At 64.5% G+C, this 12847-nt stretch carries 9 protein-coding genes; 8 read left to right on the top strand and 1 reads right to left on the bottom strand.

What is annotated here, in order from left to right:
• Positions 1-104: 104 nt before the first annotated feature.
• On the bottom strand, positions 105-2273 hold the full coding sequence (locus IFT75_RS08925) for a condensation domain-containing protein (RefSeq protein ID WP_192054378.1): 2169 nt from the start codon (positions 2271-2273) through the stop codon (positions 105-107).
• 182 nt (positions 2274-2455) lie between these two features.
• On the opposite strand from IFT75_RS08925, the gene IFT75_RS08920 reads away from it, so the two are divergent.
• From IFT75_RS08920 to IFT75_RS08885, 8 genes are all read left to right on the top strand, one after another.
• A complete protein-coding gene (locus IFT75_RS08920; RefSeq protein WP_192054377.1) occupies positions 2456-2977 on the top strand; it encodes a sigma-70 family RNA polymerase sigma factor in 522 nt (173 codons plus the stop codon).
• 105 nt (positions 2978-3082) lie between these two features.
• On the top strand, positions 3083-4885 hold the full coding sequence (locus IFT75_RS08915; RefSeq protein WP_192054375.1) for an ABC transporter ATP-binding protein: 1803 nt from the start codon (positions 3083-3085) through the stop codon (positions 4883-4885).
• The gene (locus tag IFT75_RS08910; RefSeq protein ID WP_192054373.1) at positions 4879-6651 is read left to right on the top strand and encodes an ABC transporter ATP-binding protein; all 1773 of its coding nucleotides are present in this window, start codon (positions 4879-4881) and stop codon (positions 6649-6651) included. Before IFT75_RS08915 ends, IFT75_RS08910 begins: the two co-directional genes overlap by 7 nt.
• Complete coding sequence (locus IFT75_RS08905; RefSeq protein ID WP_192054371.1) at positions 6648-7592, top strand: iron chelate uptake ABC transporter family permease subunit; 945 nt, start codon at positions 6648-6650, stop codon at positions 7590-7592. Before IFT75_RS08910 ends, IFT75_RS08905 begins: the two co-directional genes overlap by 4 nt.
• A complete protein-coding gene (locus tag IFT75_RS08900) occupies positions 7589-8539 on the top strand; it encodes an iron chelate uptake ABC transporter family permease subunit (protein WP_192054369.1) in 951 nt (316 codons plus the stop codon). The genes IFT75_RS08905 and IFT75_RS08900 overlap by 4 nt, the downstream gene beginning before the upstream one ends.
• Positions 8536-9318, top strand: a complete 783-nt coding sequence (locus IFT75_RS08895) for an iron ABC transporter ATP-binding protein (RefSeq protein ID WP_192054366.1) — start codon at positions 8536-8538, stop codon at positions 9316-9318. The genes IFT75_RS08900 and IFT75_RS08895 overlap by 4 nt, the downstream gene beginning before the upstream one ends.
• On the top strand, positions 9315-10307 hold the full coding sequence (locus IFT75_RS08890) for a siderophore ABC transporter substrate-binding protein (RefSeq protein WP_192054364.1): 993 nt from the start codon (positions 9315-9317) through the stop codon (positions 10305-10307). The genes IFT75_RS08895 and IFT75_RS08890 overlap by 4 nt, the downstream gene beginning before the upstream one ends.
• A gap of 149 nt (positions 10308-10456) precedes the next feature.
• On the top strand, positions 10457-12700 hold the full coding sequence (locus tag IFT75_RS08885) for a TonB-dependent receptor (protein ID WP_244652725.1): 2244 nt from the start codon (positions 10457-10459) through the stop codon (positions 12698-12700).
• Positions 12701-12847 lie beyond the last annotated feature (147 nt).

The raw sequence follows: 12847 nt of genomic DNA, 5'->3' as shown, positions 1-12847 counted from the left end.
ACATCCGTAGGAGCGGTCAGTGGCCGCGAAAAGGACACCGCGGTTAGCCTGATACACCGCGGTGAACCCTTCGCGGCCGATGACCGCTCCTACAAGGGACGGCGCTAGACGCTCAACTGCCCCACTGATGCTTTTGCTCCTTCCCTGTCAGTGAACGCGGTCAACACCTGCTCGATCGCGCGGCTGACCCGGTCCATCTGCATGGCGCTGTAGCGCGCGGTTTGATAGGTGACGACCAGTCGCAACGAGCGCTGGCCCTCAAACATGTTTTCCATGATTTCGAACTGCATGCCGAACATCGACTGGCTCTTTTCCGGGTCGACCTGCCGGTAGCGGATCGCTTCGCCGTCGGCCCCACGCAGCGCGCCATTCAAGGCGTTGCTGGCGTGAATCTGGATGTAGACGTCGAACAGCAGGCCGTCCGCAGGCGTCATTCCCAACGCCTGCTGGATCTGCTCCAGCGGCACGTCGGCGTAGGCCATGGAATCATTGATCAGGCTGCTGACTGCCTCGACCATAGACCCCAGTGCCTGCTGCGCATCGAAGCGCACGCGATGGGCGACCATGGTGGTGAAGTAGCCGACCGTGTTGTAGTAGGCCGGATCGGTGCGCCCGGAAGCCGAGGTACCGATCACCAGTTCCTCGAGGCCGCCGACCTTGTGCAAGGCCAAGGCAATGGCGGTGTACAGCACGCCGAACAGGGAAGCATTGTTGTGCCTGGCAAACCGCTGCAGGCCATCGGTCAGCGCCTGGCTCGGGGTGATCTCGAACCATTGTGCCTGGATGCCGGGTTCGCTCGCACGCGCGCCAGCCGCACCGGCTTGGTCAGGCAACTGCAGGCCGCGCGTGGCATCGCCCAGCATGTCGGTCCAGTAGGCCAGGTGCCGTGGGTCGATGCCGGCGATGCGAGCGCGCGTGGCGTACTCGTGAAAGGCCGGCGCCGGCTCGTGCCAGAACGGCACCCGGTCGGCGGCGCGCGCGGCGTAGGCCTGGCTCAGGTCCTGCATCAGCACGTTGAGCGACCACTCGTCGATGGCCATGTGGTGGACGAGTAGCGAAAGCGTTTGCCCCGCCTGTTGCCCGTCACGCAGGAAGCGCACGCGCATCGGCAGCTCGCGGGACAGGTCGAAAACATGCCCCGCTTCGCTGGCCAGGCTGGCGCCCTCGCTGTGCTGGCTGGACCAGAACCAGCGGTACTGGCTCAGCCGCTCCAGGGGTACCTGCCGCTGGTAGGGTTCGCCTTCATCGAAATGAAAGGTCGTGCGCAGGCTGGCATGGCGCTCGACCAGATCGTGGAAGGCCTGCTCGAAAACGGCCTCGTCGACCGGTTCGCGAAACGCCACGGCGAACGGCAGGTTGAAGATCGTGCCGAAATCGAAGGCGGCGTACGCACGCCCGAGCGACGCCTGCGCCGGTGCGAAAGGGGCGGTTCGCACAGGTGTCGACGAGGCCACTGCAGCGGCCAATGCACGCTGTTCGCGGCGACGTGCCCGTTGTGCCAGCGCGCCCGCCGTGGACGCGCTGAAGAAGTCGTTGAAGTCCACCTCCACGCCGTGGCTGTCTGCAAGTTTGCCGATGATTCGCGTCGCCAGCAGGGAATGGCCACCAAATTCGAAGAAGTCGTCTTCCAGCGTCATGCCCGGCTCCGCCAGCGTGTTGCGGAACTCGCCGAGGATCAGCGCGGCCATGGCGTCGGCATCGGTCGACACCTGGGGGTCGGCCGATGGCGAGGCCAGCGGTGGGCTGTCGGTGGCCTGGCGCATCAGCCACGGCAGGTGCGGCACGCCCACGGGACGACCGTCGTAGGCATCCATGACCAGTCGATACAGGTCGTCTTCGCGACAGGTCTGGTCCAGCACCTCATGCAGCACGAACCCGAGGATCACGCCCTGCCCGGTCTGGATCACCAGGGCAGCGAGCGGCGCCTGGGTTTCGGCGTCCCAGGGCGACGCCTGACGGGCCAGCAGCAGGTCGCCTGCCTGCGCCTGAGTATCGACGTGCAGCACGGCGACACAGGCTTGCCAATCCTCGGCCGTGACCTTGCGCAACTCGCCTTCATCGTCGAACAGATAACGGGCATTGAGCGCCGGCAGTGCATCGATCACTGCCCTCAGGGCGGACTCCAGGCGCTGGGTATCGAATGCGCAGCCCAGCGACCAGGCGCAGAAATGCTTGCGGATCTGCTCGGGATACTGCTGCTGGAGCAGCCACGCCTGCTCTTCATGGGGCGTGAGCGGCGTCTGCAATACGTTGTCAGGACGGGTTTCCATCATGGAAATAAGCACCTTGGTTGGCAGGAAAAACAAGGCCGCGGCCGATGCATGAACGCGGCAGGACGGCGAGGAAGAGCGGTGCGTTTGCACTCGCGAAACAAACACCGTATCGTGCAAATGATAATCATACTTATTAGCATTCGTCAAAATCGCAGCGTCGACATGGGGTGGGGAAAGGCATCGTGGACAACGGATCGTTCGCGCTCAGACAACAAGTGGAGCGGCTCTACAAAGATCATCACGGCTGGCTCAGCGGCCTTTTGCGACGCAAGCTGGGCAACTCGACGGACGCCGCGGACCTGGCGCACGACATCTACCTCAACCTCATCCGCAAGGGCGCCGTGCCAGCGCCCGAGCACTGTCGCTGCTACCTCACGCAGATCGCCAAGGGCATGCTCATCGACCTCTACCGTCGTCGCAGCCTGGAAGCCGGGCACCTGGAACGCCTGAGGCAACAGGACGTGCCACTGGGGCCATCCGAAGAGAGTCGCGCCCTGGCGTTCGAAGCACTGACCCAGGTCGACGCCGTCATCAACCAGCAGCCGGCCAAGGCCCGCCAGGCCCTGCTCCTGCATCGCCTGAGCGGAATGGGCCATCGCGAAATCGCCAGTCAGATCAATGTGTCGGTGTCGTCCGTGGAGAAGTACATCGCCAGCGCCATGCGCGCCTGCCAGCCCTTCGCCAGCGATCGCTGCAGCCATTGAGGAATATTCGCCGTCGCTCGTAATACACGGTAAGCACCGTGCATCCACGACCTGTGCCGAGCCTGCACACCTTGCCGAGGGCCCTGCCCTCTTTACGGAGATTCAATGAGCGCCGCACCCGCTACCGACCACCCTGTCGCCGAAGGCGCGATATCCCAGCTGCTCAGGCCCATTCGTGGCCGCTTGATCGTGGCGGCCATCCTCGCCGGCCTGGGTACCGCCCTGACCTTGCTGCCACTGGCCGCAATCGCCTACCTCGCCGGCCTGGCGCTGGACCCTGCCGACGGCGGGGTCTGGGCGCTGGAGTCGACTGCGCACGTGTGGCCCGTCATCGCCGGCAGCCTGGCCTGCCTGATGCTGGGCATGATCCTGCTCTCGCTGGGCGAAATGCTCGCCCATCTGCTCGACAACCAGATCACTTCACACCTGCGCCTGGCCATTACCCGCAGGCTGGGCAAGGTACCGTTGGGCTGGTTCACCGCGCGGGCCTCGGGCGAGGTCAAGCAGGCAATGCAGGATGACGTCGATACCCTGCACAGCCTGACCGCGCACTTCTACACCACGGTCGGTCGCTCGCTGGGGGCGGTGTCGTTCGCCACGGTGTACCTGTTCGCCACGGACTGGCGCATGGCAGTCATCTCGCTGCTGCCCTTTCCGCTGTTTTTCCTGTTCGTTTCCAGGGCAACCCGGGCAAGCAGCGCCAACATGCAGGCGTTCGGCGCCGGGATGGCGCGCATCAACAACGCCGTGGTGGAATTCGTCAACGGCATCACCGTGGTCAAGTCCTTCGGTATCGAGGGCAAGGCCCAGGCCAACTACCGTGAGGCCGTGGACGGCTTCGCGCTGGCGTTCGAGGATTTCGCCCGCCCCCTGGTCAGTGCCATGGCCAATGCCCATGCGCTGATCACCCCGGTGGTGGTGCTCGGCATCGTGCTGGCGTTCGGCACGCTGTTCACCTGGCTGGGCTGGATCGAAGCCATCGACCTGCTGCCCTTCGTCCTGGTGGCGCCCAGCCTGTGCGCGCCCTTGCTGCTGCTCAGCTACATCACCCATGACCTGCACAACGCAACGGGCGCGGCCCTGCGCATTCAGCAATTGCTGGCCACCCCGGAACTGGCCAGCCCAACGGCTGCAGCCATCGACCTGCCGGCACGAACCGAACTGCAGGTGCAGAACCTGAGCTACAGCTACGACGGCGAAACGCCGGCGTTGAGCAACATCGATCTAACCCTCAGGCCCGGCACGGTCACGGCCGTGGTGGGGCCGTCCGGCGCTGGCAAGTCGACCCTGGCGCGCCTGTTGTTGCGCTTCTTCGACCCGGATACCGGGCGCATTACCCTGGGTGGCGTCGACCTGCGCCAGATCGACAGCACGCAGTTGTATCGGCATATCGGCTTCGTACTGCAGGACGTGCGCCTGATCCACGCCAGCCTGCGCGACAACATCGCCCTGGGCCGCGCCTCGGCCAGCCTCGACGAGATCGAGCAGGCAGCGCGCCTGGCCAACGTGCACGAGCGGATCATCGCCCTGCCCCGTGGCTACGATTCGGTGGTGGGCGAAGACGCGCAACTGTCCGGAGGCGAACTGCAGCGAGTCAGCATTGCCCGCGCCATGCTGCTCGACCCGGCCGTGCTGGTCCTCGACGAAGCCACCGCCGCCGCCGACGCCGAGAACGAGGTGCACATCCAGCAGGCCCTTTCACGCTTCGCCCAGGGCCGCACCGTGCTGGTGATCGCCCACCGTCTGGATACGGTGATGCACGCCGACCACATCATCCTGATCGACCACGGCAGCATTCAGGAGCAAGGCACCCACGCGCAATTGCTCGCCACTGGCGGCCGGTACGCCCGGCTGTGGCAAGCGGGCGACTACCCGAACACCGAGCTTGCGGAGCACGGCCCATGCTGAACACTTTCCTGCGGCTGCTGGGCAACGACGCCGACGTGCTCTATCGCTACCTGGGGCTGACCCTGCTGTACGGGCTGCTCAACGGGCTGACCATCGTCGCCGTGATACCCGTGCTCACCGGGTTGCTGGGCCACGACATCACGGCCGCCACGCGCGGGCTGGTCCCGATGCTGGTCGGCGCAGGGTTGTGCTGGGCGCTGCGTCGGGTGGTCGAGAAAGCCGGCGTACGCTTCGGCATGGCCGTGCTGCAAACCGGCCGCCATCGCTTGAGCGAGCACGTCGCGCGACTGCCGGTCGGCTGGTTCGACCCAGACAACACCGCTCGTCTGAGCCATGTCTCGACCCAGGGCATGATGGCCTTGGCACAACTGCCCGCCCACGTCCTGACGCCCCTGATCACCAGCGTCATCACCCCGCTGGCAGTAGTGGCCGGGCTGTTCTGGTTGAATCTGCAGATGGCCCTGATCGCCTCGGTGACCCTGCCGCTGTTGCTTGCCGTGTTCACCCTGACGGCCCGGATGGGGCAACGCAGCGACGCCCGATTCCATGCCAGCAGCGCCCGAGCCAGTCGGCGCATGGTGGAGTTCGCCCAGGCCCAGTCGGTCCTGCGCGCATTCAACGGCGAAGACGGTGGCGCACGGTTTGTGCAGCAGGCGATTGCCGGCCAGCAGCAGTCGGCCCGGCGCCTGATTCACGTCTCGGCCATGTCGGTGGTACTCAACAGCTGGGCCGTCCAGGCCAGCTTCGCAGCACTGCTGGCAGCTGCCGGGTGGGCGTTGCACTCGTCTGCCGGCAGCGCGACACCCGCTTCGATGGCAGCGCTGGTGGTGGCGCTGGTGCTGGCCAGTCGGTTCATCGACCCGCTGCTGGAGGTCGCCAGCTACAGCGAAGTGTTGCGCGGCGCGCGCGGACAACTGGCCGTGGTCGATGAGCTGTTCGCCGTGCAGCCGCTGCCGATGCCGATGCCGCAGACAGCGGCGGAGCCTGCCGACAACAGCGTGGCGTTCGACGACGTGAGCTTCGGCTACACCGCCGACCAGGCGCCGATCCTGCAGGGGATCAACCTGCACATCGCGGCGGGAAGCATGACCGCCGTGGTCGGCGCCTCAGGATCGGGCAAGACCACTCTGGTGCGATTGATCGCGCGCTTCTTCGACGTTGGCCAGGGCAGCGTACAGATCGGCGGTGTGGACGTTCGGCAGCTGTCCAGCGCCTGGCTGGCGGCGCAGACCAGTCAGATATTCCAGGACGCCTACCTGTTCCAGGGCAGCATCGCCGCCAACATCGGCGTCGGCAGGGCCGATGCCAGTCGCGAGCAGATCCTGCAGGCTGCCGAGCAGGCCGGCGTGCTGGAGATCGTCGCACGTTTGCCGCACGGGCTCGACACCCAGGTCGGCGAAGGCGGCGCACGGCTTTCCGGCGGCGAGCGCCAGCGCATCGCGATTGCCCGGGCACTGCTCAAGGATGCGCCGATCCTGCTGATCGACGAAGCCACCTCGGCCCTCGATGCCGAAAACCAGGCAGCCATCGCGCGAACCCTGGCCCGGTTGCGCGGCAAGCGCACGCTGGTGGTGATCGCGCACCAGCTGTCGACGGTGGAAATGGCCGACCAGATCGTGGTGCTGGAGAGTGGGCGCATCGCCGAACGGGGCAGCCATGCCCAGCTCAGCCGCCAGGCCGGGCCCTACGCGCGCTTCCTGGCGCAGCGACGCGCCGCCAAGGGTTGGCGGCTGGCCGCGGCAGCGGCGGACGAGGACGCTACGTGAGGGCGGCGAGCTGGCCGGTTGCATTCCTGCTGCTGTGCGGGCTGTCCTTGACGCTGGGGGTCAAGGAGGTGTCCTGGAGCGAGCTGTGGAATTTCTCCGGCGATGCCTGGCTGACCCTCACCGCCAGCCGTCTGCCGCGCCTCGCGGCACTGGTGTTGACCGGTGCCGGGCTGGCCATGTGCGGGGTGATCCTGCAGCAGATCGTGCGCAACCGCTTCGTCGAGCCGGCCACCTGCGGTGGCCTGGATGCGGCCAAGCTGGGAATCCTGGTCGCGCTGACCATCGCCCCGGCCTCGAGCAGCACGGTCAGAATGCTGTTCGCCCTGGGCTTCTGCTTTCTTGCCAGCGTGCTCTTCGTGGCGATCATTCGCCGCATCCAGTTCAAGAGCGTGGTGCTGGTACCCGTGGTTGGCCTGATGTACGGCAGCGTGCTCAGCGCACTCGCCGAATTCCACGCCTATCGCCACAACCTTCTGCAGAGCATGCAGGGCTGGATGCTCGGCGACTTCTCCAAGATCGTGCAGGGCAACTACGAAATCATCTATCTGATCCTGCCGATCGTGCTGCTCACCTACCTGTTCGCCCAGCGCTTCACCATTCTGGGCATGGGCGAAGGCATGGCCAGCAGCCTGGGGGTGAACTACGCCGCCAACGCCGCCGTGGGCCTGATGATGGTGGCCGTGTGCGTATCGGCGACGGTGATCACCGTGGGGGCGATACCCTTCGTGGGCCTGGTGGTGCCCAACCTGGTGGCGCTCTACCACGGCGAAAACCTGCAGCGCACGCTGCCCATCGTGGCGCTGTGCGGGGCGGCGCTGCTGCTGGTCTGCGACATCATCGGGCGCCTGCTGATCTACCCCTTCGAGGTGCCGATCGGCTTGACCGCAGGCAGCATCGGCGGCGTGGTGTTCCTGATCGTGCTCCTGAGAAAGTACACATGAGCCCGAACGCGACCCGCTACGGACTCTGGCTCTCGGTACTGACGTTGGCCGTGGCTTTCGTGCTGCTGGGCTCGGGAATGGATTTCGCCTACGTGATCCCGCGACGCCTGATTCGTCTGGCCGCCATGGTCATCGCCGGTGTCTGCATCGGCTACTCCTCGGTGATGTTCCAGACGATCGTCGGCAACCGCATCCTGACTCCAGCGGTCATGGGTTACGAGTCCATCTACCTGCTGTTCCAGGCCCTGTTGATCCTCTGCCTGGGCACGCACAGCCTGGTACTGCTCGGCCGGGGCGGCAACGCGCTGCTGTCGATCGTGCTGATGCTCGGCTATTCGTGGCTGATCCACCATTGGCTGTTCCGCGATGGGCGCGGCAACGTCTACCTGCTGTTGCTGCTGGGGCTGGTGTTGAGCATGGTGATGGCTACCTTCACCCAGTTCATCCAGTTGAAGATCAGCCCAGGCGAGTTCTCGATCCTGCAGGGCTTCAGCTATGCCTCGTTCAACCGGGCCCGGCTGGACCAGGTAATCTACGGCGGCGTGCTGGTCGTCGGCGCATGCCTGCTGGTGCACCGTACCTTGCCGGTACTCGATGTACTGGCGCTGGGCCGCGACCAGGCCGTCTCGCTGGGCGTCGACTACGCGCCCAGCGTGCGCCTGCAACTGGCGCTGATCGCCGTGCTGGTGGCCGTGTCCACCAGCCTGGTCGGCCCCACCGCCTTCATGGGGGTGATCGTCGCCAACATCAGCTACGCCCTGGCCCGCACCGCGCGCCACCACGCCACCCTGCCGACCGCCTGCGGTGTTGCCATCGGCGTGTTCATCGTTGCCCAGTACCTGGTCGAGCAGCTGTTCAACTACAACACCTCCGTCAGCATTCTCATCAACCTAGTGTGTGGCGTGTACTTCCTCACGCTGATGATCCGCACCCGAGGCAGCCCATGATCGCCCTCAGCCACGTCCACAAATCCTACGGCAGCACCCCGGTGCTGAACGACGTCAGCGTGCGGTTTCCGTCCGGCAAGGTGACCTCGTTGATAGGTCCCAACGGCGCCGGCAAGACTACCCTGCTGATGCTCATTGCCCGCCTGCAGAAGCCGTCGCAGGGCACCTTGACCCTGAACGGCCGCGACAGCGCCCGCATTGCCGTGCGCGATTACGCAAGGCAAGTCGCTACCCTGCGCCAGACCCAGGCATTCAGCCTGCGCCTGACGGTCGAAGAACTGGTCGCCTTCGGTCGCTTCCCCTACAGCCATGGCAACCTCACCGACGCCGACCACGCGGCAATCGACCAGGCCATCGGTTTTCTGTCCCTGCAAGCACTGCGCAGCTGCTACATCGACGAACTGAGCGGTGGACAACGGCAGCTGGCGTTCCTGGCCATGACCATCGCCCAGCAGACCGACTATCTGCTGCTGGACGAGCCGCTCAACAACCTCGACATGAAACACGCCGTGATGATCATGGGCGCCCTGCGCAGGCTGTGCGACGAACAGGGGCGCACGGTAATCCTGGTCGTGCACGACATCAATTTTGCCGCCAATTATTCCGACCACATCGTTGCCATCAAGAACGGCACCGTGCACAGCCAGGGCCCGGTCGCGCAGGTGGTCAACGAAGCGTGCCTGCGCGATCTCTACGAACTGGATTTCGAAATCCTGCGCAGCGAACGCGGGTTCGTCTGCAACTATTTCAACCCCTCGACATCAAGGCAACCGATATGAACACCCCACACCACAAGGTCGCCGGTGGCCTGCTGGCATTGGCCATCAGCACGCTCTACGGCTGCGACCAACCCACGGCCGGGGTCACCCCACCCGCCGCCGTGCAAGCCGCGCCTGCCACCACCGCCTACACGCCGATCACCGTGAAGCATGCCTTGGGTACGACCACTATCGACAAGCTGCCGCAACGTGTCGTGGCCTTCGACATGAGCGAGCTGGACAGCCTCGACCAACTCGGCGCGCCGGTGGTGGGCATCGCCAAAGACTATGTCGCCGACTTTCTGCTCAAGTACCGCGATGACCCGAACATCGCCGATGTCGGTACCACCATCGACCCCAACCTCGAGCGCCTGCACGCGCTCAAGCCCGATCTGATCCTGATCTCGCCGTTGCAGGCGCGCAGCTATGACGAGCTCAGCCAGATCGCACCGACGGTCTACGACGACATCGACCTGACCAACAAACAGGGCAATTTCATCGAAACCGCAAAGCGTCACCTGACCCTGCTTGGCCGCATCCTGAACAAACCGGCATTGGCCGAGGAAAAGGTCGCGCTGATGGATGCCAAGGTCGAGCAGACGCGCAAGGTCACCAAGGGGCGTCCCGAGAAAGCGCTGATCGTGCTGCACAACAATGGCGCCTTCACCTCATACGGCGTGAAATCGCGCTACGGCTTCATTTTCGACACTTTGGGCGTGAAGCCCGCCAGCAGCGACATCGAAGCCGGACTGCACGGCCAGCCGATCTCCAACGAGTTCATTCAGCAGGCCGACCCGGACATCCTCTATGTCATCGACCGCACCGCCGTCATGGAACGACGCCCGGCGCTGAACCTGGACAGCCTGGACAACCCTCTGCTGCGCAAGACCAAGGCATGGACCCAGGGCCGGGTGATCTTCGTCGAAGCCCGCACCTGGTACCTGTGCACCGCCAGCGTGACGTGTCTTTCACGCATGGCTGATGAGGTGATGGAGGGCTACGCACACTGATCCGAAGCGGCAAATGTGGCTGCTTGGCAACGGTCGGTCACGGCGACGAGAATTATTATCGAATGTTAATCATTTCCATTGAGGACATTTCGTTTTGTTTCGGAACCCTAGTGAGCCTTCAATCATTACCGAACCGAAAGGAATCCAGCATGTTGCCACACCGTCACCCGCGACCCGCGAATCCAGCCTCGACAGCACCGACATTTGCCCTGAGCCGTACCTGCACCGCCGTGCACATGGCTTTGCTGTTTGGCCTGAGCGGCGTTGCGATGGGCGCCCTCGCCGAGACGCAGGAGCAGGCTGAGAAAGCTCGCACAGCGCCCGACAAAGGCAGCCTGGTGCTGTCCGAGACCACAATCGAAGGCACCCAGGACACGCTTGGCACCCTGATGCCCGAGTACGCCGGCGGACAAGTGGCAACCGGTGGGCGGGTCGGCCTGCTCGGCAACAAAGACATCATGGAGACGCCCTTCAGCACCATCAGCTACACCGACAAATACATTCGGGACAGGCAGGCCAAGGACATCACCGACGTGATCGCCGCCACCGACCCGTCCGTGTTCAACAACGGTATCAAGGGCACCTACGGCGAGAACTATTCGATCCGCGGTTTCGGCGTGAGCGTCAGCGACATGACCGTCGACGGCCTTTACGGCATGGCACCCTTCTACCGGGCATCGCCGGAAATGTACGAGCGTATCGAAGTGCTCAAGGGTCCCTCGGCGCTGCTCAATGGCATGCCACCGGGCGGCTCGGTGGGCGGGATCGTCAACCTGATTCCAAAACGCGCTGGCGATACCCCGCTGACGCGTCTGACCGGCACCTACCAATCGGATGCGCAGTTCGGTGGGCATCTGGACATCGGTCGACGCTTCGGCGAAGGCAACCAGTTCGGTGTGCGTTTCAACGGTGTCTACCGTGACGGCGACACCGCCACCGATGACCAGTCGTCGCGCAACGTGCTGTCGTCGCTGGCGCTGGACTGGCGCGGCGAGCGCGCCCGGCTGTCCGTCGACCTCTTCGACGCCGACGATCGTGTCAACGGTCAGAACCGCGGCATTGGCCTGGCTGCCGGCGTCGGCATTCCCAAGCCGCCGAAAGCGGGAACGCTGCTCAACCCTGACTGGGCCTACGTCGAAACCAAGGACAAAGGCGTCATCCTGCGCGGCGAGTACGACCTCAGCGACGCCGTGATGGCCTACGGTGCGGTGGGCACCAGCAAAACCCATTACCAGTACAGCGGAGCCATATCCTCGGCCGTGATCAATGCGGCGGGTGATTTCAGAACGACCATGGGGCTGCTGAAAACCGAAATCGAGAAAACCTCGGCCGAGGTCGGCCTGCGTGGTCATTTCGATACGTTCGGCATCAATCACCAGTGGTCGGTGAACGCTACCCAATACAGTGACAAGGAAAAAAACTTCGGTCTTCGTGCGGTCCCCAATTCAATCGTGACCACCAACATCTACCACCCTGTCTGGGGAGCAAAATCGCCCGAGTCCTGGCCGCCGGTTTCGCACACCGAAAACGACCTGAAGAGCTACGGCATAGCCGACACCCTGTCGATGTTCGACAATCGCCTACAGGTCACTGCGGGTGTGCGCCGTCAGGAAGTGGTCACCGATACGTTCAGCGTCGTCACCGGCGCGCGCAACCGACCCAATTATGATACCCATGCCACCTCCCCTGCAGGCGCCATCCTGTTCAAGCTCACCGACAACCTGTCGCTGTATGCCAACTACATCGAGGGCCTGAGCAAGGGTGCCTCGGCGCCTGCGAGCGCCGCCAACGCCGGTGATGTGTTCGCGCCGTTCAAGTCCAAGCAGAAGGAAGTCGGCCTCAAGCTCGACCTGGGCACCTTCACCCACACCCTGGCGGTGTTCGAGATCAAGCGCCCGAACGCCTACACCGACCCGGCCACCAATATCTATTCGTTCGGCGGTGAACAGCGCAACCGCGGCGTGGAGTGGGGTTTCTTCGGCTCGCCGATGATGGATGTGCGGCTGATGGGCGGTGTTGCCTACGTCGACCCGGAAGTGACCAAGAGCGCCGGTGGCGCCACGGACGGCAAGAAGGCCACCGGTTATCCCAAACTGCAGGGCAAGCTCGGCATGGAATGGGACACGCCCCTGCTTGAAGGCCTGACGCTGACCGCCAATGCCACGGCGGTCTCCGAGCAATACATCAACGCCGACAACAGCCTGTCCGTCCCCGGCTACACCCTTTTCGATGCCGGTGCGCGTTACACCACGCACGTCTCCAACAAACCCGTGACCTTGCGTGCCAACGTGCGCAACCTGACCGACAAGGATTACTGGGGCATGCCGCTCACTCAGAGCCTGGGCCTGGGCGCTCCGCGCACTTATGAGCTGTCGGCCAGCGTAGACTTCTAGAACCAGCCCGGCCCGTCGGCACTCGCTTCCCTTGGCCAGGTCAACGTACCGGCCCAGGGCCTTTTCGCGGCCACCGGCCGCTTCTACGAGGGCGCTGCTCGTTGGGTGGGAGCGCCCGTTCGCAGGCTCGACGCATCGCAAATGAAC

It is taken from the genome of Pseudomonas sp. CFBP 8758 (genome assembly GCF_014841725.1).
Classification (GTDB): Bacteria; Pseudomonadota; Gammaproteobacteria; order Pseudomonadales; family Pseudomonadaceae; genus Aquipseudomonas; species Aquipseudomonas baltica.
Note: the sequence above shows the minus strand (reverse complement) of the source record. Positions and strands in the feature narration are given on the sequence as shown.

Bases quoted from the DNA above. Each gene is read 5' to 3' on its own strand.
- IFT75_RS08910 (WP_192054373.1), top strand. From the start codon at position 4,879: ATGCTGAACACTTTCCTGCGGCTGCTGGGCAACGACGCCGACGTGCTC.
- IFT75_RS08890 (WP_192054364.1), top strand. From the start codon at position 9,315: ATGAACACCCCACACCACAAGGTCGCCGGTGGCCTGCTGGCATTGGCC.
- IFT75_RS08925 (WP_192054378.1), bottom strand. From the start codon at position 2,273: ATGATGGAAACCCGTCCTGACAACGTATTGCAGACGCCGCTCACGCCC.
- IFT75_RS08915 (WP_192054375.1), top strand. From the start codon at position 3,083: ATGAGCGCCGCACCCGCTACCGACCACCCTGTCGCCGAAGGCGCGATA.
- IFT75_RS08885 (WP_244652725.1), top strand. From the start codon at position 10,457: ATGTTGCCACACCGTCACCCGCGACCCGCGAATCCAGCCTCGACAGCA.
- IFT75_RS08895 (WP_192054366.1), top strand. From the start codon at position 8,536: ATGATCGCCCTCAGCCACGTCCACAAATCCTACGGCAGCACCCCGGTG.
- IFT75_RS08900 (WP_192054369.1), top strand. From the start codon at position 7,589: ATGAGCCCGAACGCGACCCGCTACGGACTCTGGCTCTCGGTACTGACG.